The organism is Streptomyces sp. NPDC031479 (genome assembly GCF_055581065.1).
The window spans coordinates 136,731-162,693 of sequence record NZ_JBVIKC010000004.1 but is presented as its reverse complement, the minus strand read 5'-3'; the positions used below and the strand labels follow the sequence as shown (position 1 = coordinate 162,693).

24 protein-coding genes are annotated in these 25,963 nt (G+C 74.4%); 16 read left to right on the top strand and 8 right to left on the bottom strand.

Annotated features, from left to right (window positions below):
* Nucleotides 1-8: 8 nt before the first annotated feature.
* Nucleotides 9-761, bottom strand: coding sequence for a GntR family transcriptional regulator (locus tag ACZ5D2_RS07160; protein WP_371680221.1), 753 nt, complete (start codon nucleotides 759-761; stop codon nucleotides 9-11).
* Between the two features lie 231 nt (nucleotides 762-992).
* Between ACZ5D2_RS07160 and ACZ5D2_RS07155 the strand changes: the two genes are divergently transcribed.
* The 5 genes from ACZ5D2_RS07155 to ACZ5D2_RS07135 are packed head-to-tail and all read left to right on the top strand — an operon-like array spanning nucleotide 993 to nucleotide 5,785.
* A complete protein-coding gene (locus ACZ5D2_RS07155; protein ID WP_468927790.1) occupies nucleotides 993-2,168 on the top strand; it encodes an ABC transporter substrate-binding protein in 1,176 nt (391 codons plus the stop codon).
* Entirely contained in the window at nucleotides 2,168-3,076 is a 909-nt protein-coding gene (locus tag ACZ5D2_RS07150) for an ABC transporter permease (RefSeq protein WP_468927787.1), read from the top strand. The genes ACZ5D2_RS07155 and ACZ5D2_RS07150 overlap by 1 nt, the downstream gene beginning before the upstream one ends.
* Nucleotides 3,064-3,978 carry an ABC transporter permease gene (locus ACZ5D2_RS07145; protein WP_371680225.1) on the top strand — a complete coding sequence of 305 codons (915 nt, stop codon included), beginning with the start codon at nucleotides 3,064-3,066 and terminating at the stop codon, nucleotides 3,976-3,978. Before ACZ5D2_RS07150 ends, ACZ5D2_RS07145 begins: the two co-directional genes overlap by 13 nt.
* 5 nt (nucleotides 3,979-3,983) lie before the next feature.
* The gene (locus ACZ5D2_RS07140) at nucleotides 3,984-5,084 is read left to right on the top strand and encodes an ABC transporter ATP-binding protein (protein ID WP_371680226.1); all 1,101 of its coding nucleotides are present in this window, start codon (nucleotides 3,984-3,986) and stop codon (nucleotides 5,082-5,084) included.
* A complete protein-coding gene (locus tag ACZ5D2_RS07135; protein ID WP_371680227.1) occupies nucleotides 5,081-5,785 on the top strand; it encodes an HAD family hydrolase in 705 nt (234 codons plus the stop codon). Before ACZ5D2_RS07140 ends, ACZ5D2_RS07135 begins: the two co-directional genes overlap by 4 nt.
* On the opposite strand, the gene ACZ5D2_RS07130 is transcribed toward ACZ5D2_RS07135, so the two are convergent.
* Entirely contained in the window at nucleotides 5,743-6,222 is a 480-nt protein-coding gene (locus ACZ5D2_RS07130) for a hypothetical protein (RefSeq protein WP_468927781.1), read from the bottom strand. The two genes, ACZ5D2_RS07135 and ACZ5D2_RS07130, sit on opposite strands and share 43 nt — an antisense overlap.
* Nucleotides 6,223-6,453: 231 nt before the next feature.
* Here ACZ5D2_RS07130 and ACZ5D2_RS07125 point away from each other — a divergent pair, with 231 nt between their 5' ends.
* Nucleotides 6,454-7,533 (top strand): DUF2330 domain-containing protein, encoded by a 1,080-nt coding sequence (locus ACZ5D2_RS07125; RefSeq protein WP_371680228.1) that lies wholly within the window; start codon nucleotides 6,454-6,456, stop codon nucleotides 7,531-7,533.
* Between the two features lie 55 nt (nucleotides 7,534-7,588).
* Here the strand turns inward: ACZ5D2_RS07125 and ACZ5D2_RS07120 are convergent, their stop codons facing one another.
* The 3 genes from ACZ5D2_RS07120 to ACZ5D2_RS07110 are packed head-to-tail and all read right to left on the bottom strand — an operon-like array spanning nucleotide 7,589 to nucleotide 10,376.
* Entirely contained in the window at nucleotides 7,589-8,638 is a 1,050-nt protein-coding gene (locus ACZ5D2_RS07120) for a zinc-dependent alcohol dehydrogenase family protein (protein ID WP_371680229.1), read from the bottom strand.
* A gap of 50 nt (nucleotides 8,639-8,688) precedes the next feature.
* On the bottom strand, nucleotides 8,689-9,480 hold the full coding sequence (locus tag ACZ5D2_RS07115) for an ATP-grasp domain-containing protein (protein WP_371680230.1): 792 nt from the start codon (nucleotides 9,478-9,480) through the stop codon (nucleotides 8,689-8,691).
* Nucleotides 9,477-10,376, bottom strand: a complete 900-nt coding sequence (locus ACZ5D2_RS07110; protein ID WP_371680231.1) for an ATP-grasp domain-containing protein — start codon at nucleotides 10,374-10,376, stop codon at nucleotides 9,477-9,479. Before ACZ5D2_RS07110 ends, ACZ5D2_RS07115 begins: the two co-directional genes overlap by 4 nt.
* Nucleotides 10,377-10,608: 232 nt before the next feature.
* On the opposite strand from ACZ5D2_RS07110, the gene ACZ5D2_RS07105 reads away from it, so the two are divergent.
* The 7 genes from ACZ5D2_RS07105 to ACZ5D2_RS07075 are packed head-to-tail and all read left to right on the top strand — an operon-like array spanning nucleotide 10,609 to nucleotide 17,212.
* On the top strand, nucleotides 10,609-12,138 hold the full coding sequence (locus ACZ5D2_RS07105) for a sensor histidine kinase (protein ID WP_468927775.1): 1,530 nt from the start codon (nucleotides 10,609-10,611) through the stop codon (nucleotides 12,136-12,138).
* Nucleotides 12,135-12,536 carry a roadblock/LC7 domain-containing protein gene (locus tag ACZ5D2_RS07100; RefSeq protein WP_266836659.1) on the top strand — a complete coding sequence of 134 codons (402 nt, stop codon included), beginning with the start codon at nucleotides 12,135-12,137 and terminating at the stop codon, nucleotides 12,534-12,536. Before ACZ5D2_RS07105 ends, ACZ5D2_RS07100 begins: the two co-directional genes overlap by 4 nt.
* Nucleotides 12,533-12,889 (top strand): DUF742 domain-containing protein, encoded by a 357-nt coding sequence (locus ACZ5D2_RS07095; RefSeq protein ID WP_371680233.1) that lies wholly within the window; start codon nucleotides 12,533-12,535, stop codon nucleotides 12,887-12,889. The genes ACZ5D2_RS07100 and ACZ5D2_RS07095 overlap by 4 nt, the downstream gene beginning before the upstream one ends.
* Nucleotides 12,870-13,514, top strand: a complete 645-nt coding sequence (locus tag ACZ5D2_RS07090) for a GTP-binding protein (RefSeq protein ID WP_371680234.1) — start codon at nucleotides 12,870-12,872, stop codon at nucleotides 13,512-13,514. The genes ACZ5D2_RS07095 and ACZ5D2_RS07090 overlap by 20 nt, the downstream gene beginning before the upstream one ends.
* The gene (locus ACZ5D2_RS07085) at nucleotides 13,511-14,740 is read left to right on the top strand and encodes a cytochrome P450 (RefSeq protein WP_468927770.1); all 1,230 of its coding nucleotides are present in this window, start codon (nucleotides 13,511-13,513) and stop codon (nucleotides 14,738-14,740) included. The genes ACZ5D2_RS07090 and ACZ5D2_RS07085 overlap by 4 nt, the downstream gene beginning before the upstream one ends.
* Complete coding sequence (locus ACZ5D2_RS07080) at nucleotides 14,737-15,984, top strand: cytochrome P450 family protein (protein ID WP_468927767.1); 1,248 nt, start codon at nucleotides 14,737-14,739, stop codon at nucleotides 15,982-15,984. The genes ACZ5D2_RS07085 and ACZ5D2_RS07080 overlap by 4 nt, the downstream gene beginning before the upstream one ends.
* 58 nt (nucleotides 15,985-16,042) lie before the next feature.
* Nucleotides 16,043-17,212 carry an alpha/beta hydrolase family protein gene (locus ACZ5D2_RS07075; RefSeq protein WP_371680237.1) on the top strand — a complete coding sequence of 390 codons (1,170 nt, stop codon included), beginning with the start codon at nucleotides 16,043-16,045 and terminating at the stop codon, nucleotides 17,210-17,212.
* A gap of 137 nt (nucleotides 17,213-17,349) precedes the next feature.
* Here ACZ5D2_RS07075 and ACZ5D2_RS07070 read toward each other — a convergent pair whose 3' ends face one another.
* The 3 genes from ACZ5D2_RS07070 to ACZ5D2_RS07060 all read right to left on the bottom strand — a co-directional run bounded on the left by ACZ5D2_RS07070 (nucleotide 17,350) and on the right by ACZ5D2_RS07060 (nucleotide 19,742).
* Nucleotides 17,350-18,075: an anti-sigma factor family protein gene (locus ACZ5D2_RS07070; RefSeq protein WP_371680238.1), complete on the bottom strand. Its 726-nt coding sequence runs from the start codon at nucleotides 18,073-18,075 to the stop codon at nucleotides 17,350-17,352.
* Nucleotides 18,072-18,674, bottom strand: a complete 603-nt coding sequence (locus ACZ5D2_RS07065; RefSeq protein ID WP_371680239.1) for a sigma-70 family RNA polymerase sigma factor — start codon at nucleotides 18,672-18,674, stop codon at nucleotides 18,072-18,074. The genes ACZ5D2_RS07070 and ACZ5D2_RS07065 overlap by 4 nt, the downstream gene beginning before the upstream one ends.
* A gap of 84 nt (nucleotides 18,675-18,758) precedes the next feature.
* A complete protein-coding gene (locus tag ACZ5D2_RS07060; RefSeq protein WP_371680240.1) occupies nucleotides 18,759-19,742 on the bottom strand; it encodes a DUF1996 domain-containing protein in 984 nt (327 codons plus the stop codon).
* Between the two features lie 239 nt (nucleotides 19,743-19,981).
* Between ACZ5D2_RS07060 and ACZ5D2_RS07055 the strand changes: the two genes are divergently transcribed.
* From ACZ5D2_RS07055 to ACZ5D2_RS07045, 3 genes are all read left to right on the top strand, one after another.
* Nucleotides 19,982-20,728 carry a DUF1838 family protein gene (locus tag ACZ5D2_RS07055; protein WP_371680241.1) on the top strand — a complete coding sequence of 249 codons (747 nt, stop codon included), beginning with the start codon at nucleotides 19,982-19,984 and terminating at the stop codon, nucleotides 20,726-20,728.
* Nucleotides 20,729-21,096: 368 nt separating this feature from the next.
* A complete protein-coding gene (locus ACZ5D2_RS07050; RefSeq protein ID WP_371680242.1) occupies nucleotides 21,097-22,908 on the top strand; it encodes a S8 family serine peptidase in 1,812 nt (603 codons plus the stop codon).
* A gap of 263 nt (nucleotides 22,909-23,171) precedes the next feature.
* Complete coding sequence (locus ACZ5D2_RS07045) at nucleotides 23,172-25,916, top strand: helix-turn-helix transcriptional regulator (protein ID WP_468927761.1); 2,745 nt, start codon at nucleotides 23,172-23,174, stop codon at nucleotides 25,914-25,916.
* Nucleotides 25,917-25,963 lie beyond the last annotated feature (47 nt).

Genomic DNA, 25,963 nt, shown 5'->3' with positions numbered 1-25,963 from the left:
CCCCCGCCTCAGCGTTCGCCGCCCCCCGGATGCCGCTCCAGCGGTGTGGCTACCGCCGAGTTGCTCACACTGAAGGTGACGCTGCCGGCCCGGTACCGGTCGTCGGACCATTCGATCGGGCGACCCGTGCGGGTGGCCGAAGTGTGTCGCTGGCGCAGCAGCGGACCTCCCCGCCGGATCTCCAGCAGCCGGGCGTCCTCGCTGCCCGCCGGGAGCGCGTCGATGAGGTGTTCCCCGTAGTGGGCCACGATCCCGGAGTCCGCGGCGAGGCTGTCCATCACCGAGCGGCAGTCCTCCGGCAGCGCCTCCACGGCCGCCGCGACCCAGTCGGCGTAGGCGGTCCGTTCCACCATCGTCGGCTCGCCGTCGAGCGTCCGCAGCCGCAGTACGGCCATGATCTCCGTACCCGGAGGCAGGGCGAGCCGCTCCGCCTCCTCGGCGGTGGCGGGGCGCCGGGTGCGGGACAGGAAGCGGCTGCGCACCTCGTGGCCGACCCCCTCGGCCCATTGCGCGAAGCTGTTCAACTCGCCGAAACTGTGCCGTCGTTCGTGACGCAGGACGATCCTGCGAGCGCCCTGGCTGGAGCCGATGAGTCCCTCGGCGGCGAGGGTGGCCACGGCCTGGCGGACGGTTCCGCGCGAGACCGACCAGCGGGTGGCGAGGTCGCTCTCCGAGGGCAGCCGGCCCCCCACCGGGTGGGCGCCGGACAGGATCGCCCGGCGCAGCTCGTCGGCGATCTCCAGATACCGGGCCGTTCCCATGCCGTTCCCCCTCGTTGCGGTGCTCTGCGACCTCAAGGTCTTGATCATCATCGATGAGCATCCGGGCGGATCTGTCACGCCTCCTTTCGGTCATTCTCGTCTCTTCGTCGAGCCGTGCTCCACGGTCCAGCCACCGTTCACCGTCCGTACAGCGAGCACGGGCGAACTGGAGCCAACTTGTTCAGACAAGTGATCTGACAAGTGCAGCCCCCTTCGTCTCCGGGAGAGACCGTGCTCAGTTCCACCGCCCGTCGCGGCGCGGCCGTACTGCTCAGCGCCGCCGTCCTGACCACGCTCAGCGCGTGCGGCGCAGCGCCCGACCCGCAGCAGCCCGGCGGCGCCGCCTCCGGCGACGCCAAGGGCAAGACCCAGCCGGGCGCCGCGACCTCGGCGGCCGACCTCGGCGGCATGGAGGCCCTCGTCGCCGCCGCCGAGAAGGAGGGCCAGCTCAACGTCATCGCCCTGCCGCCGGACTGGGCGAACTACGGCGAGATGGTCAAGGCCTTCCAGGCGAAGTACCCGAAGATCAAGGTAGGCAGCGAGAACCCGGACGCCACCAGCGCCGACGAGATCGCCGCGGTCAAGTCCCGCAAGGGCCAGAAGCGCGCCCCCGACGTCCTCGACCTCGGCATCGCCTTCGCCCGCAGCGGCGCCGCCGAGAACCTGTTCGCGTCCTACAAGGTCACCGCCTGGGACAAGATCCCCGGCTCCCAGAAGGACGCCGACGCCCGCTGGTACAACGACTACGGCGGCTACGTCTCCATCGGCTGCGACGCCGCGCGCATCCCCAACTGCCCGCAGACCTTCGCCGATCTCCTCAAGCCCGAGTACAAGGGCAAGGTCGCCCTCAACGGCAACCCCACCAAGTCCGGCTCCGCCTTCGGCGGCGTCTACGCGGCCGCCCTCGCCAACAAGGGCTCCTTCGCCGACATCCAGCCCGGCATCGACTTCTTCGGACAGCTCCGCAAGAGCGGCAACTTCATCCCCGTCGAGTCCACCCCGGCCACCGTCGAGAAGGGGGAGACCCCCATCTCGATCGACTGGGACTACCTGAACGCCGGCTACGCCGAGCAGTTCAAGGGCAAGGGCGTCGACTGGAAGGTCTCCGTCCCCTCCGACGGCGTCTACGCCCAGTACTACTCGCAGGCCATCAACAAGGACGCCCCCAACCCGGCGGCCGCCCGCCTGTGGATGGAGTTCCTCTACAGCGCCGAGGGCCAGAACATCTGGCTGAAGGGCCACGCCCGCCCCGTGCTGCTCCCCGTGATGGCCGCCGACGGCACCGCCGACAAGGACGCCGTCACCAAGCTCCCGCAGGTCCAGGGCACCCCGTCCTTCCCGGCCTCCACCGAGCTCGACAAGGCCAAGGCCACCCTCGCCGAGAAGTGGGACAAGGCCCTCAGCTGATGTCCGCACCCACCCCCACCTCCCCCACGCGGGGGACCGCCGGCGGCACCACCCTCCGCCGCCGGCGGCGCGGCCCGCGCACCTGGCTCGCCGCCCTCCCCCTCCTCGCCTTCACCGGGCTCTGCTTCGGCCTGCCGCTCGGCGCCATCGCCTTCGGCGCCGTCACCCGCACCGACCCGGGCACCGGCGCCACCCGCGTCACCGGCGAGCACCTCGCCCGTTCCCTCCAGGGCCCCTACCTCGACTCCCTCATCGGCAGCGTCCAGCTCTCCGCCCTGACCGCACTGCTCGGCGGAGTCCTCGGCGTCCTGATCGCGCAGGCCCTGGTCACCTCCCGCTCCACCGCCCTGCGTTCCGCGGCCCTGACCGCCTCGGGCGTCCTCGCCAACTTCGGCGGGGTGCCGCTCGCCTTCGCGTTCATCGCGACCGCCGGGATCTCCGGAGTCGTCACCCAGCTCGCGGACCTCACCGACCTCGGCTGGGACCTGTACTCCTTCACCGGCCTCGCCGTGGTCTACCTGTACTTCCTCACCCCCCTGATGGTCCTGGTGATCGTGCCCGCCCTGGACGGGCTCCGCCCGCAGTGGCGCGAGGCCGCCCAGGACAACGGGGCCACCGGACGGCAGTTCTGGCGCCACGTCGGCCTGCCCGTGCTGGCACCCTCCCTGCTCGGCGGGTTCGTCCTGCTCTTCGGCACCGCCTTCGCCGCCCACGCCACGGCCGCGGCCCTCGTCGGCGGCTCCGTACCGCTGGTCACGCTGAAGATCGCCGACGCCCTCTCCGGCAACGTGCTCACCGGCCAGGAGAACGTGGCGCTCGCCCTCGGCCTCGACATGATCCTGATCGCCGGCCTGGTCATGGCGGTCTACCTGCCCCTCCAGCGACGGAGCGCCCGATGGCTGCGATGACCCCGACCGCCCCCCGGGCGGACCGTGCCGAAGCGGCCCCCGGGGCCGCCCGCGCGCGGGCCCGCCGCCCGCGTCCGCGCATCTGGCGCGGAGCCGTCCTCGCACTCGCGGGCGCCTACTTCCTGCTCCCGCTCGCCGCCTCCTTCGTGTTCACCGTGCACGTGCCCGGCCAGGGCCTCACCTTCGAGGCCTACACCGAACTCCTGGGCGCCGAGGGCTTCTTGCGGAGCCTGCTCCTCTCGCTCGGCCTGGCCGCCGCTACCATCACGCTGTCCCTGCTGCTGGCGGTGCCGGCACTGGTCGCCGTACGGATCGGCTCGCCGAGGCTGCGGCCCGTGGTGGAGGTGATGTGCATGCTGCCCCTGGTCGTACCGCCCATCGCCCTGGTCACCGGCATCACCACGGTGCTCCGCTGGGGGCCCGAGCACCTCTCGCGGACCCCGCTGTACCAGACCTTCCTCGCCGTCCAGAACCCGGACTTCCCCGTCGTCCTGGTCCTCGCCTACACCGTGCTGGCCCTGCCCTTCGTCTACCGCTCGCTCGACGCGGGACTGCGCGCCGTCGACGTCCCCACCCTGGTCGAGGCCGCCCGCAGCTGCGGAGCGAGCTGGCCGCACGTGGTCCTGCGCGTACTGCTGCCCAACCTGCGCGCCTCACTCGCCGGAGCGGCCTTCCTCACCCTGGCCCTGGTCCTCGGCGAGTTCACCATCGCCTCGCTCCTCGGCTTCCAGCCCTTCGCCGTGTGGATCGTCTCCATCTCCGGCGCCCAGGCCCGCATGTCGGTGGCCGTCTCCATCCTCAGCCTCCTCATCACCTGGCTGCTGCTGCTCGTCCTCTCGCGGGCCGGCACGAACCCCTCCTCGGTCTCCGCCGCCCCCGCCACCTCCCGCAAGGAGTCCTGACCTCCATGTCCACGACCCTCACCGCGCCGCGGAAGCCGGCCGGCCCCGGCCCCGCCGCCCCGGCGGGTGCCCGCGTCGAATTCCGCGGCCTGCGCCGGGCGTTCGGCTCCACCGTCGCGCTCGACGGCCTCGACCTCACCGTCGAACCCGGCGAACTCCTCGCCCTGCTCGGCCCCTCGGGCTGCGGCAAGACCACCGCACTGCGCGTCCTCGCGGGCTTCGAGACCCCGGACGACGGCGAAGTCCTCGTCGACGGCGAGGACATCACCCGGGTGCCGGCCAACCGCCGTGACGCCGGCATGGTCTTCCAGTCGTACAGCCTCTTCCCCCATCTCACCGCCCGCGACAACGTGGCCTTCGGCCTGCGCCTGCGCAAGGTGCCCGCAGCGCGGCGCCGCGAGCGCGCCGCCGAACTCCTCGACCTGGTGGGCCTGCCCGACCACGGCGACCGCTATCCGCACCAGATGTCCGGCGGCCAGCAGCAGCGCGTCGCCCTCGCCCGCGCGCTCGCCCTGCGCCCCCGCGTGCTCCTCCTGGACGAGCCGCTCTCTGCCCTGGACGCCAAGGTACGGGCCAACCTGCGCGAGGAGATCCGCCGCCTGCAGCTCGACCTCGGCATCACCACCGTGTTCGTCACCCACGACCAGGAGGAGGCCCTGTCCATGGCCGACCGGGTCGCCGTCCTGAACGCGGGCCGGCTGGAGCAGTGCGCCGCCCCCGCCGAACTGTACGAACGCCCCGCGACCCCCTTCGTCGCCGAGTTCGTCGGCACCATGAACCGGCTCCCCGGACGCCTCACCGACACCGGCCTCGTGGACGTCGCCGGCATCCGGCTGCCCGTCGACGGTCCCGTCCCGGCCACCGCGGACGTGGAGGTGCTGGTCCGCCCCGAGAACCTCACCGTGACCGCAGACCCGGAGGGCGGCGCCACCGTCGCGTCCGCCTCCTTCTTCGGCGCCGTCACCCGCCTCCACCTCGACCTCGCCGACGGCACCCGGGTCAAGGCCGATCTGCCGTCGCGCGACGCCGGGGACCTGGCCCCGGGCGCGCGGGCCGTCGTGGGACCGGCCGAACGGCCCGTGCTCGTCGTGGCGAGGACCGCGTGAACGCGCCCGCCGCCGTGCTCTTCGACATGGACGGCACCCTCGTCGACACCGAGGTGCTCTGGTGGGAGGCCACCGAGGAGACCGCGGAGCGGCTCGGACACCGCCTCGGCCCCGCCGACGCCCCCGAGGTCGTCGGCCGCGCCGTCCGGGACACCGCCGCCCACCTCGTACGGGTGGCGGGGCGCGGGGAGCCGGCGGAGGTCGCCGCCGAACTCACCGGGGGCTTCTTCCGCCGGGTCGCCGCCGGGGCGCCCCTGCGCCCCGGCGCCCAGCGGCTGCTGACGGCGCTGGAGGCCGAGGGCATCCCCTTCGCGCTGGTGAGCGCGTCGCCGCGGGTGGTCGTGGACGAGGTGGTCGGGGGCGCGCTCGCACACGTCCCGTTCGCCTTCACGCTCTCCGCCGACGACACCGCACGGACCAAGCCGCACCCCGAGCCCTACCGCGCCGCCGCCGCCCGCCTGGGCCTCGCGCCCGCGAGCTGCGTGGCCGTGGAGGACTCCCCGGACGGCGCGGCCTCCGCCGAGGCCGCGGGCTGCGCGCTGCTGGTGGTGCCCTCGCTGCTGGACGTACCGCGCTCGGCGCTGCGCACCTTCGCCGCCTCCCTGGAGGAGGTCACCCCGGAGCTCCTGCGCGGTATGACCGGCGCAGGGCCCGCGGATCAGGCCGACAGGACGAGCAGCTCCAGGATGCCCTCGGCGTAGGCCCCGGAGACCGACCCCGGCCCGGTCTCCATCACGCCGACCAGCAGCGGCAGGCCGGTCCGTACGTGGGCCGCGACCTGCCCGTACAGGCCCGCCCCGTACGCCTCCCCGTCGTCCTCGGCGCTCAGCAGGGACAGCAGGGTCCACAGCAGCGCCTCGCGGGTCGTCAGCCGGGGCGGGCCGGCCGACCACACCGCCATCAGCACCGCGCAGGCGGCCGGCGCCGGGGGCCACAGCCGGGTCCCGGTGAACACGTGTCCCTGCAACGCGTGGAACGCCGCCGGATGTCCCTCGGCCGCGTCCCACAGGGCGTCCTCCAGGTGTTCCGCCGAGCGGCCGCAGCCGCAGGTCACGGACGCCCAGTCCTGCCGTGCGAGCTCGGCCCGCACACCGTCCGGCACCAGCGGGCTGCTGCGCGGCTTGTCCTTCCCTCTCATGGGGCTCCTTTCACGAGGCCCCAGTATGGGAGGGAGCGGGGACCGGGTCGAGCGGGGCCGTCGCCGCTCCCGTCCGCAGGGGCGGTCCAGGGCGGTCCAGGGCGGTCCAGGGCGGTCCAGGGCGGTCCCGGTCCCGGGAACGAGGCACCGCGGGCAGCGGACGCACCCCTCACCCGCCGGCCGCGCCCGCCGGAACCGTACCGCGGGCACCTTCGTCTGAGACCCGTGTGGATGAAGCGAAGAATCCCGGCCCTGCTGCTCGCCCTGCTCGCCGTCCTGGCGGGTTCCCTGATCAGCCCCGCCTACGCGTGCGGCTGCGGGGCGATGGTCCCCGACGAGGCGTCCCGGATCGGCGTCGACCGGGAGGCCTCGGTGGTGCGCTGGGACGGCCGCAGCGAAGAGATCGTGATGCGGTTCACCGTCGGAGGTGACGCCCGCCGCGCCGCCTGGATCATGCCCGTCCCCGGCCGGGCGACCGTGGGCCTCGGCGACGCCGGGCTCTTCCCCGCGCTCACCGAACTCACCCGGCCCGTGCACCGCACCCGTACGTACTTCTGGCCGCGCGACACCGACTGGCCCTTCGCCGACGACCGGGACCGCCTCGTCGGCGCCGCACCGCCCGGCGCCGCCCCCTCGGTCGGTGTGGTCGGCCGCGAGCGGCTCGGCGACTTCGACGTCGCCCGGCTCACCGCCACCGACCCGGACGCCCTGCGCACCTGGCTGGAGACCAACGGGTTCAAGCTGCCCGACCGGCTCGCGGCCGAACTGAAGCCGTACGTCGACCAGAAGTGGGAGTACGTGGCCGTCCGCCTCGCCCCCCGCGACCAGGGCCGGCCCCTGAGCGGTGAACTGGACCCGCTGCGGATCCGGTTCGCCAGCACCCGCCTCGTCTACCCGATGCGCCTGTCCCGGCTGGCCCGGACCCCGCAGTCCCTCGGCCTGTTCGTACTGGCCGCCCACCGGATGGAGCCCGCCTCCGCGATCGGCGGCGCCACCCCGGAGGTGACCTTCGCCGGACGGATCACCCCGAAGGGCCCGCTGGCCGCACTCGCCGGCGACCAGCCGGTGTTCCTGACCGCGATCGACCAGCGGTTCCCGGAGCCGGCCCGCATCGACGGGGACCACGAACTGCGCGCCACCGCCAAGGACACCCCCTACCAGCGGGCCGTCTACCGCTACGAGGTCCTCACCGTGGGAGGCGTCCCGGTCTGGCTGCTCAGCGTGGCGGGCGCCCTCCTGACGGTGGCCGCCGGCACGGCGCTCCTGATCCGACACCGCCACCGCCACGCCCACCGGGCCGGCTCCGCCTGACGCCCCCGACTGACGCCCCCGCCGCCGGGCCCGCTCCGCCCGCCGTCCCGGGGACTCACTCCGGCGGCAGGATCACCGTGACCCCGGACCCGGGCGCCGAGCCCATCGCGGCGAGCGCGGCCGGGGCCCCAGACAGCGGGAGGGAACGGGTCACCAGCAGGTCCGGGCGCAGCGCGCCCGAGCGGACCAGTTCCAGCATCGGCGGGTAGGCGTGGGCGGCCATCCCGTGGCTGCCCAGCACCTCCAGCTCCCAGCCGATGACCCGGTCCATCGGCAGCGCCGCCGGCCCGGACCCCGCGGGGAGCAGCCCGACCTGGACGTGCCGTCCGCGCCGGCGCAGCCCGGCCACCGACGCGGCGGCCGTCGCGGGGGAGCCCAGGGCGTCCAGCGAGAGGTGCGCGCCGCCGCCGGTGAGCTCCCGTACCGCCCCGGCCGCGCCCGCGGGCCCGGCGGCCCGGGGATCGAGGGCGTGGGCCGCGCCGAAGGAGAGGGCCAGTTCCCGTGCCGCGGGGGCCGTGTCGACGGCGACGACCCGCGCGCCCGCGGCCGCCGCGATCATCACGGCGGACAGACCGACGCCGCCGCAGCCGTGGACGGCGACCCACTCGCCCGCCGCCACCCGGCCCCGGGCGACCACCGCCCGGAACGCGGTGGCGAACCGGCAGCCCAGGGCGGCGGCCGTGGCGTACGACAGCTCCCCGGGCACCGCCACCAGGTTCACGTCGGCGTGGTCCAGGGCCACGTACTCCGCGAAGGAACCCCAGTGCGTGAACCCGGGCTGCGTCTGGCGGGCGCACACCTGGTGCTCGCCGGCCGCGCAGTCGGCGCAGGTGCCGCAGGCGCAGACGAAGGGGACGGTCACCCGGTCGCCGGGCCGCCAGGCGGACACCCCGGTGCCCACCGCCTCGACGACCCCGGCCAGTTCGTGCCCGGGGACGTGCGGGAGGGTGATGTCGGGGTCGTGGCCCATCCAGCCGTGCCAGTCGCTGCGGCACAGCCCCGTCGCCTCGACGCGCACCACGACCCCGCCCGGCGCCGGCGCCGGATCGGGCACTTCCCGGACCTCGGCCGGCTCCCCGTACCGTTCGAACACCACCGCGCGCATGGGACCGCCCCTCTATAGACCGCCCCCACGCTACGCCCGCCGCCGGGGGATCAGCCCGCCGCCCGGCGCAGGGCCAGGGCCGCGAGGGCCTCGGGGGCGCCGGCCTGGCCCCGGATCCCGGGGAAGGCGTTGACGTCCACGATGAGCGGGGCGCCGCCCGCGGTGTCGATGACGTCCACGCCGTAGACGTCCAGCGCGAACACCTCGCCCACCCGGAGCGCCAGTTCGGCCCAGCCGTCGGGAAGTCGGTCCAGGCTCCGCGCCGGTTCCTTTCCTCCGGCGGCCAGTTCGGAACGCCGCAGGCCCGCGAAGACCCGGTCCCCGATCACCCACAGCTTGTGGTCCCAGCCGTCGTTGGGCGCGAACGCCTGCACCACGACCGGCTCCTCGCTCCAGTCGCCCACCAGCTCCGCCAGCCGCGAGGGGCCGTCGAGGCGGGCGACCAGGTCGTGCTTGTGGCTGCGCCGGCTCTTGACCACCATCGGCCACGGCAGCCCGGCCGCGGTCTCCAGCCGCGCCGCCGCGGCGAAGGTGCGGGTGGGGGCGAAGGGCAGCCCGGCCCGCAGGGCGAGCTCGGCCATGCCGGTGCGGTCCTGGCAGGCCTCGGTGGCGGCGGCCGAGTTCAGCACGGGCGCCCCCCGCCGCTCCAGTTCCCGGGCCAGGGCCAGCGCGGACGGGGTGCGCGCCTTCAGCAGGTATACGTCGGCCCGCGCGCCGGCCGCCGCCGCGGGTCCGGCGGCCGGATCCAGCACGTCCACCGTGTGCCCGCCGGGGGCCAGCGCCGCGACGGTGGCCGCCAGCAGCGGGTGCCCGGCGTCCGGAGTGATCAGGCCGATCCTCACGCTCCGTCCCCCGCCCCCGCGGCCACCTGGAGCGGGATCGTCACGGGCAGCACGAACGGCGCGGCGGGCGGGCACTCGCGCCGGCCGCCCGCGCGGGCCAGCGCGAGGACGGCACGGGCCACCCGGGCCGCGGCGTCCGGTACCTGGCGGAAGCTCGGGAAGTCGTTCACGTCGACCACCACCGGCCCGTCGGGACCCAGCAGGACGTCGACCCCGTACAGGTCCAGCCCGTACACCTCGCCCACGCGGGCGGCGATCCGGGCCACCTCGGCCGGCAGCGGCACCTGCCGCTCGCGCACCGCGGCGTCCGGGTGCAGGGGGGAGCAGCGTTCGGTGGCGAAGAGTTCGCCGTCGACGCAGTACACCTTGATGTCGGTGCCCGCGTTCGGGACGTACGGCTGCGCGATGAGCATGGTCTCGCCCGCGAGTTCCGGGAGGAGCGCGGGGAGCCGGTCCGGTGAGGCCAGCAGGTGCACTCCCCGCCCGGAGCTGCCGTCGGCGGGCTTGACGACGAGCGGGTACGCGCTGTCGGGTATCTCCGCGAGGAGTTCGGGCCGGGCGACGGCGTAGGTCTGCGGCTGGGGCAGGCCCCGGGCGCTGCCGATGGCGGCGGCCAGCGCCTTGTCCCGTACGCCGCGGATCGCGCGGGCGTCGTTGACCGTGGTCATGCCGGCGGCGGCCGCCGCTTCGAGGAGGGTGAGCCCCGGTCCGCCGGACACGGTCTTCAGCACCCACGCGTCGTGGGCGCCCGAGCGCACGACCTCGTCCATGCGCAGCAGGGAGCCTCCCGGACGGACCACGTCCACCCGGTGTCCCCATGCGGTCAGTTGCCGGATCACCTCGTTCGGCATGCCGTCACGGCGGTAGTGCTCTTCCACCAGGAAGCAGAGCCTCATGACCTTCCCCATATTCCCCGGACGCCCCTCCGCCGATCCCGTCCGGCGAGCTGTGACGTCACAGGATGCCATGGCATAGCCCCGAAACCGCTCCAGATACAGCCTTAGTGGGCGCTACAGAGCGTGATATTCGACAAGAGCTTTCCTAAACGATCAGCAATCCTCTTATAGTTGTGCCTCGTTGCCACAGGAACCCTCTCTTCCATTTACGCCCGGTTTGAGGCTTTGACTAATGACGGCGTCGCCCTCCCCCCTTCGCCCCTCCGCGCTCGCGCTGCTCGTCACCGCGGCGGCCACAGGTACTTTCTCCATGGCGGCGGTGGCCGCGGCCCCGTCATCCATCCAGGTTCCCCTGGGATGGTTCTCGGCCTCCGGATCACTCCTCCTCGCCGTGGCCGCCTGCGCCGTCACCTGGTGGGCGCGCAGCGCCCGGCAGCTGCGCGGCCGGCTCTCCGAGGTCACCCGTGACATCGCCGACCGCGACGCGCACATCGCCCGGCTCACCGCCGACGCGGCCCGCGAGACGGCGGCCCGCACCGCCGAGCGGAACCGGCTCGTCGCGGCGCACACCGCCGAGATGGACCACCTGACCACCGCCCGCGCCGCCGAACTGGACCGGCTGACGGCCGCCCACACCGCCGAGCTCGAGAGCATGGCCGCCGACCATCGGGCCACCGGCGAACGACTGGCCGAGGAACTGCGCCTGGCCCGGTCCGGACGGGCCGCCGCCATGGCCGCCGCCGCCAACGCGGCCGGCCGCATGCAGGCGCTCGCCACCGGAATGCTGGCCGACCTGCGCGAGATGGAGCACAGGCACGCCGACGAGGAAGTCCTCGGCGACCTGCTGCACCTCGACCACCGCACCGCCCAGGCGGGCCGCCTCGCCGACTCCATCGCCGTCCTCACCGGAGCCCGCTCGGGCCGCCGCTGGGCCAGGCCGATCGTCATGGAATCGATCCTGCGCGGCGCGATGGGACGCATCGGCGGCTACCAGCGCGTCCGCCTGCACTCCACCTGCGAGGCGGCCGTCGCCGGACACGCCGCCGAGGGCGTCATGCACGCCCTCGCGGAACTCCTCGACAACGCGGCGAACTTCTCGCCGCCGACCGCCGAGGTCCACGTCTACGTGGAGGAGGTGCCCGCCGGGATCGTCATCACCGTCGAGGACAGCGGCCTCGTCATGAGCGAGATCCAGCTGAGCCGTGCCGAACAGGCCGTCACCGCCGAGTCCCTGGACCTGGCCGGACTCTCCGGAACCCGCCTCGGCCTCGCCGTCGTCGGCCGCCTCGCCCGCAAGCACGGGCTCACGGTCTCCTTCCGGCCCTCCGCGCGCGGCGGTACCGGCGCGCTGATGATGCTCCCGCAGGACCTGATCAGCCGCACCCCGGCCGAACCCGTCCCCGCCCCGCCGCTGATCAGCGCCCCCGAGCCCGCTCCCCGGGCCGCCGCCGCGCCCGCGCAGGCGCCCGCCCCGGAGCCCGAGCCGGTCCACGACGGCGCGGACACCACCCACGACCCCGAAACCACCGGTACGACCCCGGTGCTCGGCGAGAGCGGACTGCCCCAGCGGCGGCGCGGCCGGACCCTGGCCGCCGCCCACCCCGAAGGACCCGACGCCGCCGGCGCGGCGGCCCGTACCCGGGCCACCCCCGGCAGCGCCTCCCAGTCCGCCGCCCGCTTCGGCAGCTTCCGCCAGGCCGTGCGCGGCACCTCGGCGCAGCAGCCCTCGACACCCACGCACCCGGAAGGCAACACCCCATGACCGGCTCCACCACCGACGAGACGCTCAGCTGGCTCCTGGAGGGTCTCCTGGAGCGCACCCCCGGCGCCCGGCACGCCCTCGTGCTCTCCCGCGACGGCCTCAAGCTGTGCCGCACCCCCGAGCTCTCCGTCGACCAGGCCGACCAGCTCGCGGCGATCGCCGCGGGCATCCAGAGCCTGTCCCACGGGGCGTCCATCGAGTTCGGTGACGGCAGCGGCGGGGTCCGTTCCGCCATGGCCGAGTTCTACGGCGGCATCCTCTTCATCGTCGAGGCCGGCGAGGGCGCGCACCTCGCCCTCGTCGCCGCCGACGACGCCGACGCGGGCCTCGTCGGCCACAACATGTCCGAACTGGTGGAGCAGCTGAGCGAGCATCTGATCGCCAGGCCCCGGGGATGAGCCGCGGCAGGCCGGGCCGGGACGACTCCCCGGACCGGCTCTACACCCTCACCGGCGGCCGCAGCAGCTCCGGTTCCGACGCGTTCGACCTGGTCACCCTGATCGTCGCCGAATGCGATCCGGTGCCCGGCATGCAGTCCGAGCACGCCGCGATCCTGCGGATGTCCCGCTTCCCGACGGCGGTCGTCGAGATCGCGGCCGAGCTGGGCCTGCCGGTGTCGATCGTCCGGATCCTCCTCGCCGACCTCCACGGCACCGGCCGCATCAGCGCTCGGCACCCCCGCGCCTCGACGTACCGCCTTCCCGACCTCGACATCCTGGAGCAGGTGCTCGTTGGACTCCGCAACCTCTGACCCGGGCGAACCCCGTCAGGCCCTCAGCAGCACCGCCGACAACGGTCTCAAGATCGTCATCGTGGGCGGTTTCGGCGTCGGCAAGACCACCATGGTCCGCTCCGTCAGCGAGATCCGCCCGCTGAACACCGAGGAGACGATGACGAAGGCCGGTGAGGCCGTCGACGACACCGAGGGCATCAACGCCAAGACCGCCACCACGGTCGCCTTCGACTTCGGCCGCATCACCCTCGACGCGCACAACGTGCTCTACCTCTTCGGCGCCCCCGGCCAGGAGCGGTTCTGGTTCCTGTGGGACCGGCTGTTCTCCGGCACCCTCGGCGCGGTCGTCCTCGTCGACACCCGTCGGCTCGCGGACTCCTGGTACGCCATCGACCGCCTCGAACACCACGGCACGCCCTTCGTCGTGGCCTGCAACGACTTCGGCGGCCCCACCCACACCCCGGAGCAGGTCCGCGGCGCCCTCGATCTGCCGCCCGAGGTGCCGTTGCTGTTCTGCGACGCCCGCTCCCGCGAGTCCAGCAAGCACGTGCTGATCTCCCTCGTCGAACACCTCCGGCACCTCCAGCGCGCACGACACCCCCAGACGGCCCTCCAGCCCCCGATCCCGGAGCCCACCCCGTGACCACCCCCGAGCCCCAGCCCGTCTACCTCGGCGGCCCCCGCTTCCAGACCGAACCCACCGAGCTGTACCGGGAAATGCGCCGTGACCACGGCGCCGTCGCCCCGGTCGTCCTCGACGGCGACGTCCCGGCCTGGCTGGTCCTCGGCTACCGCGAACTCCACCAGGTCACCAGCGACCCCCAGCTCTTCTCGCGCGACTCCGACCTGTGGAACCAGTGGGACCGCATCCCCGCCGACTGGCCCCTGCTCCCGATGATCGGCCGCAAGCAGCCGTCCATCCTCTACACCGTCGGCGAACGCCACCGCGAACGCGCCGCCGTGATCTCCGACGCCCTGGAGGCCGTGGACCCCTTCGAACTCAAGGGCCACGCCGAACGCTTCGCCGACGAGCTGATCGACCAGCTGTGCGGCAGGGGCGAGTGCGACATCGTCGGCGAGTACGCCATGCTCCTTCCGCTGCGCGTCCTCGCCCGCGTCTACGGCTTCTCCGACGACCAGGGCCCCGGCCTCGTCACCGCCATGAACGACATGATCAACGGGCGGGAGGGCGCCCTGGACGGCCAGCGCCACCTCGGCGAGTCGATGTACGCGCTGCTCGCCGCCAAGGCCGCCGAACCCGGTCACGACGTCGCCTCCCGGATGCTGGCCAACACCGCCGGCTTCACCCTCGACGAGGTCGCCCAGGACCTGATGGTGATGATGGCCGCCGGCCACCAGCCCACCGCGGACTGGATCGGCAACTCGCTGCGCCTGATGCTCACCGACGACCGGTTCGCCGCCTCCCTGGCCGGCGGCCGCCACAGCGTCGGCGAAGCCATGAACGAAGTGCTCTGGGAGGACACCCCGACCCAGAACGTCGCCGGCCGCTGGACCACCCGCGACACCAAGCTCGGCGGACAGCGCATCGGCAGCGGCGACCTGGTCCTGCTGGGCCTGGCCGCCGCCAACGGCGACCCGAACGTCCGCACCGACGCGGGCGCCCTCACCGGCGGGAACAACGCCTTCTTCTCCTTCGGCCACGGCGAACACCGCTGCCCCTTCACGGCCCAGGAGGTCGCCGAGGTCATCGCGCGGACCGGCATCGAGGTCCTCCTCGACCGGCTCCCCGACGTCGACCTGGCCGGCCCCGCCGAGGAGCTCACCCGGCGCCCCTCGCCGTGGCTGCGCGGACTGACCGCGCTCCCCGTGACCTTCACTCCCACCCCCGCTCTTGGAGCCACCCGATGACCTGCCCGATCGACCACACCGGCCCCGCCCCCCTCGTCCTCGACCCGTTCGTGGCCGACCTCGACGCCGAGAGCGCCGCCCTGCGCGCCGCGGGCCCGCTGGTTCCCGTCGTGCTGCCCGGCGGCGTCGGCGTGTACGCCGTCACGCACCACGCCGAGGCCAGGAGACTGCTCACCGACCCCAGAGTGGTCAAGGACATCAACGTGTGGGGAGCCTGGCAGCGCGGCGACATCCCCCTGGACTGGCCGCTGATCGGCCTCGCCAACCCCGGCCGCTCCATGCTCACCGTCGACGGCGAGGAGCACCGCCGCCTGCGCACCCTGGTCGCCCAGGCCCTGACCGTGCGCCGGGTGGAGAAGCTGCGCGCCGGCATCGAGGCCCTGACCACGGAGATGCTCGACAAGCTGGCCACCCTCCCGGCCGGCGAGAGCGTCGACCTGAAGGCGCACTTCGCCTACCCGCTCCCGATGAACGTCATCAGCGAGCTGATGGGCGTCGACGCCGCCGAACACCCCCGGCTCAAGGCGCTCTTCGAGAAGTTCTTCTCCACCCAGACCCTGCCCGAGGAGGTCCCCCGGATGATGGCGGACCTCGGCGCGCTCTTCTCCCGCATCGTGGAGTCCAAGCGCGAGACCCCGGGCGACGACCTCACCAGCGCCCTGATCGCGGCCTCCGCGGACGGCGACCACCTCAGCACCGAGGAGATCACCAACACCCTCCAGCTGATGGTCGCCGCGGGCCACGAAACCACCATCAGCCTGATCGTCAACGCCGTCGTCGCCCTGGAGACCCACCCCGAGCAGCGCGCACGCGTCCTCGCGGGGGAGGTCCCCTGGGAGAACGTCATCGAGGAGACCCTGCGCTGGTCCACCCCGACCTCGCACGTCCTCATCCGCTTCGCCACCGAGGACATCGAGGTCGGCGACCGGATCCTGCCGAAGGGGGAGGGCCTGATCGTGTCCTTCGGCGCCCTGGGCCGCGACGAGGCCCAGCACGGCGAGACCGCGGGGGAGTTCGACATCACCCGCACCCCCAACCGGCACATCTCCTTCGGCCACGGCCCGCACGTCTGCCCCGGCGCGGCCCTGTCCCGCCTGGAGGCCCTGGTGGCCCTGCCGGCCCTCTACGCCCGCTTCCCGGACCTGAGCCTGGCCGTCGGCCGCGCGGAGCTGCGCAACAAGCCGATCCTGACCCAGAACGACCTCCACGACCTGCCCGTGAGGCTCTCTGCTACCACGGTCTGACCCGGGATACCACCACCAGCTGACGCCGGGTGACCGGCCGCGGACTAGATTCGGCGTCATGAACACCACACGCCGCCGCACCGCGGCCGCCGCCGCCCTGTTAGCCCTGCTGCTGCCGCTCCCGATCACAGCCGCCTCCGCCGCGCAGGCGGCACCGGCCGCTTCGGAAGCCCAGCGCGCGGCGCTCGAACTGCCGTCGGCCACCGGCCGGTTCGCGGTCGGCCAGGAGGACCTCCACCTGGTCGACCGCAGCCGGACCGATCCCTGGGCCCACTCCGGGCCACGCGAGCTGATGGTCACCCTGCGCTATCCGGCGCAGCGCGGCACCGGGCGCGCACCCGCGCCGTACCTGAGCACCGAGGAAGCCCGCCTGATCCTCGCCGACAGGGACCTGGACAAGGTCATCGACCCGGCGGTCTTCGCCGCCACCCGGGCGCACGCCCGCACCGACGCCCGGCCCGTCCGGGGCCGCTACCCGCTCGTCGTCCTCTCGCCCGGCTTCACCGTCCCGCGCGCCACCCTCAGCTCCCTCGCCGAGGAGATCGCCTCCCGCGGCTACGTGGTGGCCGCCGTCGACCACGCGTACGAGAGCGCCGCCACCGCCTTCCCGGGCGGCCGCATCCTCACCTGCCTGGCCTGCGACCAGACCCAGGGCCCCGGCGGCCGCGAGGCCGTCACCGAGGTCCGCGCCCGCGACACCTCCTTCCTGCTCGACCGCCTGACCGGGCGTCATCCGGCCTGGAAGAACGCGGATCTCATCGATCCGTCCCGCATCGCCATGGCCGGCCACTCCATCGGCGGAGCCACGGCCCTGCCCGCGATGGCAGCCGACCCGCGGATCCGCGCGGGCATCGACATGGACGGCACCCTGCCCGAGCCCTACCCGGCGGCGGGCATCGGCGGCCGGCCCTTCATGCTGCTGGGCTCCGCCGCCAGCGTGCCCGGGGACGCCCCCGGCAGCTGGTCCGGCCCGTGGCCGCACTTCGACGGCTGGAAGCGCTGGATCACCCTCGACGGCACCGACCACTTCGGAGCGACCGACTTCCCGGCCCTGCGGGACCAGCTCGGCCTGCCCCACCCCGAGGCCCCCCTCGCCGGATCCCGCGCCGTCGAGCTGACCCGGCGCTACGTGACGGCCTTCCTGGACCTCCACCTCAAGGGACGGCCCGCCCCGGCCCTCGACGGACCCTCCGCCGAAGCGCCCGAAGCCCGCTTCCACAACCCGTGAACGGCCCGCCGCACCGAGGAGCGGTGAGCGGACCGGCGGAATCGGCGCGGTGACGCGGGACCGGGGTCCGGGAGCGGGCGATGCTCCCGGACCCCGGCACGGCGGGCCCGAAGGCCCGCTTCCCGGGCGTGCCCCCGCTACACCGGGACGGACACGAACGTCCGGCCGGACTCGTTCTCCACCAGGACCTCCCTGACGTTCGCCGGGTCCACGGCCGCGGAGCCGTCCAGCGACGCCCCCTTGCCCTCACCGTGCTCGGCCGTGCCCACGACCCAGCCGCCTGCGGTGGAGCGCGTACCGTCCTTGGCGACCACCACCAGCCGGCACCGCTCGCCCGCCGGGATCCCGGTCACCGCCGCGTGCACCCGCACCCACTTCGCGGCGGGCGTCACCTGCACGTTCATCCGCGCCCCGGTGCCCCGGTCCGTCGCGGAGGCCACCCTGGTCCCCGGTACGGGCGCCGAGGGCACCGCCGACGCGGTCGGGGACGGCGGCGGGGGCAGCGCCCCGACCTGCTCCCGGTCCCCGCCCAGCTGCGTTCCGGCCCAGAACACGGCCGCGAGCGACGCCGCCACGGCAAGACCCGCCAGCCCCACCCGGCGCCGCGCGGAGGCCGCCCGCTCCCCGCGCACCTGCCGCAGGGTCCGCTGGAGCAGCAGATCGCCGCCCTGCGGAGGCCCTTCGAGGAACGCCTCCTCGGGCACCTCGCCCAGTACGCCCTCCATCTCGCGCAACGCGGCCACCTCCTCACGGCACCGCACACAATCGCCGACGTGCTCCTCGACACGCCGTACGTCGTCCTCGTCCAGGACACCGAGCACGTAAGGGCCGAGCAGTTCCTCCTCGTGCCGCTGCCGGTTCACGCCACCACCTCCCGCAGTCCGCCGGGCTGCTGGGGCGGCCGGCCTGATCGTCTGTTCCCGGCGCCGTCCCCGGTGCCGTCCGCGAACACCTCGCGCAGGGCCTTGAGCGCGTAGTGCGAGCGGGATTTGACCGTACCGGCGGGAATGCCGAGGCGGTCTGCGGTCTCGGCCACACTGCGCTCGCGGTAGTACAACTCCGTCAGCACGTCCCGGTGTTCCGGCGTCAGCCGGTCCAGCGCGCCGAGCACCGTCATGGTGTCCACCACCGCGTCCGCGTGGTCCCCCTCGACCGGGGGAGCGGCCGCAGCACCGGAGACCTCCGGCGGCCGGGCGGCCTTGGCGCGGTACCGGTCCGTGATGATGTTGCGGGCCACCGTGAGCAGCCAGCCGCGCACCGAGCCCTTCCCGTTGACCAGGACCTCGGAATGCCTCCAGGCCCGGATCAGCGTCTCCTGCACGACGTCCTCGGCGGCGGCCCGGTCCCCGGTCAGCCGGGTGGCGTACGCGAGCAGGGCGTTGCCGTGCTCCTCGTAGACCGACCTGATCAGTGCCTCGTCGGTCGAGCCCCGCCGAGTGCGGGGCCACAGTGGTCCGGCCATCTCACCCTCTCCGTCCGCCTGGTGTTACCTGGTGCGGTCGGAACACGCCCCGGGCGCACGTCCGGTTCACGTGACGTACGTCACTCAGGTCCGGCAGTCCCGTCCCTCGTTGAGGCAGGCGACGACCGCGTCCATCTGCGCGTCCGTCATCACGTCGACGAACATCGCGTGGTCGGTCCGCGGGCTGTGCCGCTGCTCCGGGAAGGAATCCAGCGCGATCGGCACGCCCGGGGCCACCGCGTAGGCCAGCGACAGGCGCAGCTCGGGCACCGGGAAGGTGCCCTGCGGGCACACGCCCCCCGGGGAGGGGAACAGCAGGTGGGAGCGGTGGTCGGGGGCGGTGGTGTCCAGCCCGTTCCAGCAGCTGGGGAAGACGAGCGTACGGGTGACCAGGGAGCCGGCCGGGCAGCGCGGGTAGTCGGTGGTGGACCGGTCGGGGAACCCCGAACAGCCCCAGCGGGCCCGGACGTCGGCGCGCGCCCCCGCCGTGTACGCGACGGCGTCGCCGGTCATCGCGCGCAGGAACCGGGGCATCGGAACCACCTTGCTCACCGGGCTGCCGCGGAACTCCACGGTCACGGAGGCCTCGGGCAGGATCTCCCCGGTGTTGCCGTGCCCGGCCGAGTGTTCGTGCGCCCCGCTCCCCGGGCGGTCCACCCGGCGCAGCACCGGCCAGTAGTAGGTGGAGCGGTCGCCGCCCGCGCAGCTCGTGGCGGCCCCGGCGAGCGAGGCGTCGGTCGACAGGGCGTCCGTGGAGAGGTTCCCCACGTAGGCGTGGGTGTGGTGGGCGCCCGCCCGCAGTCCCGGCGAGACCACGAGGTTGTCCTCGTTCCAGTGGCCCTCCTCGTTGCGCCCGCAGTCCACCGTTACCGAGCCGGGCGAGCCCGCGGCCCCGGCCGGGGCGGGCCCCCGCGGGCCGGGTGCGACCTCGCGTATGTCCACGGTGGCGCCCGCCACGGAGGTCTGACGGGATCCGGCCGCCCGGGTGGCGCCCAGCACGGCGGCCGTCAGCCCGGTGCCCAGCACCAGGCAGACGAGCAGCGCCAGCAGTCGGTGTTCGTTGCCCATGGCGGTCACGGTTGCCGGTGCCCGGCACGGCCGTCAACCGGGCATCCCTACGAGGGCCGGCGCCGCGGCTCGTACGGGTCGTACGGCATCGCGGCTCAGGGTGCCGGCCCCTCCCCGGCGCGGAGCGGTCCGTGCCCCGGAGCCGCCCTCCGTCCCGCGCCCCACGGGCACCGGGGCCCCGGTGAGTTGGCCCGTCCGGTCCTTGTCGGGCCGCACCCGGGCCGCGCAGAGTTTGCCGTATGACACCGGAAGAGCTCCTGCACTCCCTGGCCCGCACCCGCGTCTCCCTCGACGGCGAGGAGGTCACCTACTGGTGGTCCGGCGACGTCCATTCCTGGGCCCCCGGCGAGCCCTACCGCCGCCTCTTCGGCTTCGAGGGCGTCAACGTCGCACGCCTGGAGACCGAGAACGCCGAGGACGGCGGGGCCGGCGGATACCGCATGCTCTCCCGGGAGGCGGCCTTCTACCTCGACCCGGGCACGCGCGAGATCCTCGAGACCTGGCAGGGCAAGACCGTCGTCCACGTCTGGAACGACCCGGCCAACCAGAGGTGGCGGCCCTTCCCCGTCCCCCGGACCGAACTCGGCGACCAGGTCTGCTTCAGCCTGGAGATCCCCCTCTCCTACCCCTCCCCGCTGCCCGTGGCCGACTACCCGCTGAACTCCGCCGACGACACCTACCGGGCCCTGGAACTCTTCCAGTTCTTCACCCCCGCCGCCGCCCTCGCGGGCGACGCCCCGAGCGTGCCCGCCACCATGTCCTGGACCCGCCAGTCGCCCTGGCTGCCCTGGATGGAGCAGGGACAACGCCCCGGCGGCCTCACCTTCCACTGCCGCGGCGTGAAACTCGGCTCCTACGCCGAGGTGCCCGAGCGCACCCGCGCGTACATCGCGGCCCGCCACCCCGAGTTCGCCCGCGCCCCCGAGAAGTGGACCGAGCCGAACGAGACCAGCTGGACCCACTTCCGCAGGCTCAACCCCAGGTGACCCGCGGCGTCCCCGGGGCGCGGCGGGGGAGGGGACGGGGCGGGGGAGGGGGGCCGACAGGGTCCGGACAAGGGTTTTCCCCGTATCGGGTTCACCCCCGCGTTGCCTACTGTCTGCCCACCGGCGATCTTCCGCATCCCGAACGGCCCCCGCACCAACCCCACATGGTGTGAAGCCCTACGCGGACGCGCGGATCGCGGGTACGCAGTTGTCCGGTCCCACCGTCGCGGCCGGACGACGCGGCGTGCGGCGGCGGCCGGAGCGGGCCTGACCAGCCCGCCCCCGGCGCCGCGGCCGCCGATCACCTCCCACACTGCACCGACCGGCCGCTCCGGCCTGCCCGGAACCGGCCCGCGAAGGGGAACACCGTGCACGCATCCAGACGTCGGCTCATATCCGTGGCGGCCATCTCCGTCACCCTGCTGGCGGGCTCCGCCACCGCCTCCGTGGCCGTGACCGGGGGGAACGACCCGGCCCGCACCCTCCCGGCCGCCGCGGCCCCCGCCGCGCCCGCCGCCGCCCCGGTCGAGAACCTGATCGTCGGATACAAGTCCACCGCCTCCGAGGCCAGCTCCAACACCGCCGCAGCCGACGACGCCGCGGCCAAGGGCAAGAAGGCCGGCAAGAAGGCGAAGTTCGACCGCCGCCTCGGCACCGGAGCCGCCCTCGTCAACCTCGGTGGATCCGTCGCCCCCGCCGAAGCGGCCGACGTGATGGCCCAGTTCCGTGCCGACCCCGACGTCGCCTACGTCGAGCCGGACTCCCGCGCCTACGCGATGAGCACCCCCGACGACACCGAGTACGCCAAGCAGTGGGACCTCTTCGAGCCCACCGCCGGCATGAACGTGCCCGCCGCCTGGGACAAGACCACCGGGTCCGGCGTCACCGTCGCCGTGATCGACACCGGCTACGTCGCCCACTCCGACGTGGCGCCCAACATCGTCGCGGGCTACGACTTCATCAGCAGCTCGACGGCCGCCCGCGACGGCAACGGCCGCGACAACAACCCCGCCGACCAGGGTGACTGGAGCGCCGCGGGCGAGTGCGGCACCGGCTCCAAGGCCAGCGACTCCTCCTGGCACGGCACCCACGTCGCGGGCACCATCGCCGCGGCCGCCAACAACGCCAAGGGCGTCGCGGGCATCGCCTACAACGCCAAGATCCAGCCGGTCCGCGTGCTCGGCAAGTGCGGCGGCGCCACCTCGGACATCGTCGACGCCATCACCTGGGCGTCGGGCGGCTCCGTCGCCGGCGTCCCGGCGAACGCCACCCCCGCCAAGGTCATCAACATGAGCCTCGGCGGCTCCGGCGCCTGCACCGCCACCTACCAGAACGCCATCAACGCGGCCGTCGCCCGCGGCACCACCGTCGTGGTCGCCGCAGGCAACAGCAACGCGGACGCGGCCGGGTTCTCCCCCTCCAGCTGCAACAACGTGATCAACGTCGCCGCCACCAACCGCACCGGCGACCGCTCCTTCTACTCCAACTTCGGCGCGATCATCGACGTCGCCGCCCCGGGCGGTGAGACCCGCCGCGCCACCGACACGCCCGGCACCGTCACCACCCCCGAGAACGGCATCCTCTCCTCCCTCAACGCCGGCACCACCACGCCGGGCGCCGAGATCTACAAGCCGTACCAGGGCACCAGCATGGCCGCCCCGCACGTCGCGGGCCTCGCCGCGCTGCTCGTCGCCGCCAAGCCGTCGCTGACCCCGGCCCAGGTCGAGGCGGCCATCAAGGCCAACGCCCGTCCGCTCGCCGGCACCTGCACCGGCGGCTGCGGCGCCGGCCTCGCGGACGCGGCCGCGACCGTGAACGCCGTGACGTCCACCCCCGCCACCCCGGCGTTCGAGAACACCGCGGACGTCGCCATCGGTGACAACACCACCGTGGAGAGCCCGATCACCGTCTCCGGAGTGACCGGCAACGCCCCGGCCACCCTCAAGGTCGGCGTGAACATCGTGCACACCTACATCGGTGACCTCAAGGTCGACCTGGTCGCCCCCGACGGCTCCGTCTACACGCTCCACAACCGGGCCGGCGGCGGCACCGCCAACATCAGCCAGACCTACACCGTCAACGCCTCCTCCGAGGTCGCGAACGGCACCTGGAAGCTGCGGGTGAACGACAACGCCGGCGGCGACACCGGCAAGATCGACTCCTGGAGCCTCGGCTTCTGACCGGTCCAGGTCCCCGACGGAGCCCCCCAACTCCGTTCTGACGGACCGATGGTACGGACCAAATCCCAGCACGCGGGCCTGCCGGTACCTCCCGTACCGGCAGGCCCGCCGTGCTTTCCTGTCCACCCACTGAATTCTGCGTCACAATCCGGGTCCGTCCGGCGGCTGACCTCGTATTGTCGCGTCTCACAGGAAAGGCACAGAACTGGGGCGCGAAAGGCTGGTGGCTGTGCGTGGCGGCGACGGGGCACGCTGACACCGGGGTGGGACACACCAACGTCGGACAACGCGAACTCATCGAGGCGGTCCACCGTGCGCTGACCACGCACGGCAGGGCCGTGCTCACCGGACCCGCCGGAGCGGGAAAGACCGAGGTGGCGCGCGCCGTCGCGGCCGCCGCCGCGGGCCGGCGCGAAACCGTCCTGCGGCTCGCCCCCGAAGCCGCCGACCAGGCGATACCCGAGGCAGCCGCCGCCACCCTGCTCGCCTCCGTCCCCCGCTCCGCCCTCGAACGCCTCGCCGGGCCCCAGCGCACCGCCATCGCCCTGCTCCGCCGCGAGGCCGACGCCCCCGGAGCGGGCCGCGACCACGTCGCCCTGCGCCTCGCCGTCGTCGAAGTCCTGCGCACCCTGTCCGTCCCGGGCCCGGTCCTGCTCGTCCTCGACAACGCCCAGTGGCTCGACGCCGAGAGCACCGACCTGCTCCGCTTCGTCCTGCGCCTGACCCCGCCCCGCGTACGGGTCCTCGTCGCCGAATGCGTCCAGGGCGGCACCCCCGTCGCCGAACCCCTCTGCGGCCCCGGCACCCCCGTCGTCCGCGTCCCCCCGCTCGGCGCCGACCAGGTCGCCGAGCTCCTGCTCCGCCACGGCCTGCCCGCCCGCCTCGCCGGCCGCGTCCACCAGGCCAGCGGGGGCAACCCGCGGCTCGCCCTCGCCCTCGGGCACTCCCTCGCGGAGGCCTGCGGCGGACCGGGCGGCGCCGCCCACCACGCCGACACCCCGCCCGTCTCCGGGCAGGCCCGCGAGGTCGCCCGCCGGCTCCTCGCCGAAGCCCCCGCCCGCGCCCGGCGGACCCTGCTCCTCGCCGCCCTCGCGGCCCGCCCCACCACCGCGCTGCTGCGCCGCGCCGGACGCCCCGATGCCGAAGCGGAACTCGCGGAGGCCGAACGGGCCGCGCTGGTCACCGTAGGGGAGGACGGCGCCGTCACCTTCACGGCCGGCGCCCTGCCGACCGCCCTGGCCGCCGACGCCGGCTGGCCGGAGCGCGCGGCCGGACACGCCGCCCTCGCCGCCGCCGTCGACGACCCCGTCCAGGCCGTACGCCACCGCGCGCTGGCCGTCGACACCCCCGACGCGGACCTCGCCGACCGGATCACCGACGCGGCCGCCGCGTGCCGGCGCAGGGGCCAGCGGGCCCTCGCCGCCGAACTCGGTCTGCTCGCCGCCGAACGCACCCCCCTCGCCCTGCCCCGCGAGGAACTCGCCCGGCTCGTCGCCGCCGCCGAGGACGCCGGCTGGGCCGGCCGCGCCGACCTCGCCCGCCGCGCCACCCGCGCCGTCCTCGCCCGTGACGCCTCGCCCGCCCAGCGGGTGCGCGCCCGGCTCGCCGTGATCGACGCCGCCGGGCAGGCCCTCGCCGACGCCGACGAGACCATCGCCCACGCCCTGGCCGACGCCGCGGGCGACCCCTCGCTGCGGGCCGCCGTCCTGCTGCGGATCGCCTGGAAGCACAACATCGGCGACGGCGACCCCCTGCGCTCCCGCGACGCCGCCGCCGAGGCGGGCGCCCTCGCCAAGGCCGGCGGGGACCAGGTCGCCGAGGCCATGGCCCTGACCGTACGGGCCCGCATGGGCCGCATCCTCGGGGACCCCGACGCGGAGGACATCCTCGCCGAGGCCCTCTCCCTGCCCGCCCCCGAGGTCCCCCTCGGGATGCGCAACGCGCCCCAGTACCTGGCCGTCCGCCACGCCCTCTTCGACGACCGGCTCGCCGACGCCCGCCGTCAGCTCCTCGTCCTGCTGCCCGCCGTGCAGCGCACCGGATCGGCCGAGGACGTCTTCGAGGTGCTGCGCAGCCTCACCGAGGTGGAACTGCGGCGCGGCCGCTGCGTCGCCGGGTCCGCGCACGCCCGCCGCGCGCTGGAGCTGACCATCGAGGCGGGCCTGTCACCCGGACCGGCCTGGTACGTCGCCGCGACGGCCGAGGCCGCGGCCGGCAGCTTCGCCCGCGCCGCCGGATACGCCCGCCGGGGCATCCAGGCCTCCGAGGAGGAACAGGACCAGGTCTTCCTGTCCCGGGCGCTGTACGCCCTCGGCACCGTCGAACTGGCCACCGGGGAGGCCGCGAAGGCCGTCGCCACGCTGAGCCGGGTCGCCGCGCTGGAGGAGGCCCAGCAGGTGGTGGACCCCTCGGTCCTGCGCTGGCACGGGGAGCTCGCCGAGGCCCTGGTCGCCGCCGACGATCCCGTCGGGGCTGGGGAACTGCTCGACCGGGTCACCCCCGTGGCCCGCTCCCTGGGGCGGACCACGGTGATCGCGGCCCTGGACCGGGCCCGGGCCCTGTGCCGTTCGGCACAGGGCGAACCGGAACCGGCCGTCGCCCTGCTGGAGCTGACCGCGCAGCGGTTCGGGGCCCTCGGGCTGCCCCTGGAACAGGGCCGCACGCTCCTCGCGCTGGCCCGGGTGGAACGCCGGCGCCGGCGCCGGGCCCCCGCCCGTGCCGCCCTGTCGGCGGCGGCCGAGGTCTTCGCGGGGGCCGGGGCCAAGCCCTGGCTCGGCCTCGCCCGCGAGACCCCGGCCGAGACCGCCACCCCGCGCCCCGCGGTGGCGGCCCTGACCGAGGCGGAGGCCAGACTGGCGCTGCTCGTCGGCGGGGGAGCCAGCAACCAGGAGGCCGCGGCGAAGCTCTTCCTGAGCGTGAAGACGGTGGAGGCCCGCCTCACCCGGATCTACCAGAAACTGGACGTCCGCTCCCGCGCCCAGCTGGCCACCGCGCTGCGCGGGCACTGAGCGGGTCACGCCCCGGGGCGCGACCCGCCCGGTGCCCGCGGGGTCCG

Coding starts and splice junctions, on each gene's coding strand:
- ACZ5D2_RS07100 (WP_266836659.1), top strand. CDS start 12,135: ATGACCGGCTCCACCACCGACGAGACGCTCAGCTGGCTCCTGGAGGGT.
- ACZ5D2_RS07105 (WP_468927775.1), top strand. CDS start 10,609: ATGACGGCGTCGCCCTCCCCCCTTCGCCCCTCCGCGCTCGCGCTGCTC.
- ACZ5D2_RS07075 (WP_371680237.1), top strand. CDS start 16,043: ATGAACACCACACGCCGCCGCACCGCGGCCGCCGCCGCCCTGTTAGCC.
- ACZ5D2_RS07125 (WP_371680228.1), top strand. CDS start 6,454: ATGAAGCGAAGAATCCCGGCCCTGCTGCTCGCCCTGCTCGCCGTCCTG.
- ACZ5D2_RS07150 (WP_468927787.1), top strand. CDS start 2,168: ATGTCCGCACCCACCCCCACCTCCCCCACGCGGGGGACCGCCGGCGGC.
- ACZ5D2_RS07160 (WP_371680221.1), bottom strand. CDS start 761: ATGGGAACGGCCCGGTATCTGGAGATCGCCGACGAGCTGCGCCGGGCG.
- ACZ5D2_RS07130 (WP_468927781.1), bottom strand. CDS start 6,222: ATGAGAGGGAAGGACAAGCCGCGCAGCAGCCCGCTGGTGCCGGACGGT.
- ACZ5D2_RS07120 (WP_371680229.1), bottom strand. CDS start 8,638: ATGCGCGCGGTGGTGTTCGAACGGTACGGGGAGCCGGCCGAGGTCCGG.
- ACZ5D2_RS07065 (WP_371680239.1), bottom strand. CDS start 18,674: ATGGCCGGACCACTGTGGCCCCGCACTCGGCGGGGCTCGACCGACGAG.
- ACZ5D2_RS07145 (WP_371680225.1), top strand. CDS start 3,064: ATGGCTGCGATGACCCCGACCGCCCCCCGGGCGGACCGTGCCGAAGCG.
- ACZ5D2_RS07055 (WP_371680241.1), top strand. CDS start 19,982: ATGACACCGGAAGAGCTCCTGCACTCCCTGGCCCGCACCCGCGTCTCC.
- ACZ5D2_RS07060 (WP_371680240.1), bottom strand. CDS start 19,742: ATGGGCAACGAACACCGACTGCTGGCGCTGCTCGTCTGCCTGGTGCTG.
- ACZ5D2_RS07140 (WP_371680226.1), top strand. CDS start 3,984: ATGTCCACGACCCTCACCGCGCCGCGGAAGCCGGCCGGCCCCGGCCCC.
- ACZ5D2_RS07080 (WP_468927767.1), top strand. CDS start 14,737: ATGACCTGCCCGATCGACCACACCGGCCCCGCCCCCCTCGTCCTCGAC.
- ACZ5D2_RS07095 (WP_371680233.1), top strand. CDS start 12,533: ATGAGCCGCGGCAGGCCGGGCCGGGACGACTCCCCGGACCGGCTCTAC.
- ACZ5D2_RS07110 (WP_371680231.1), bottom strand. CDS start 10,376: ATGAGGCTCTGCTTCCTGGTGGAAGAGCACTACCGCCGTGACGGCATG.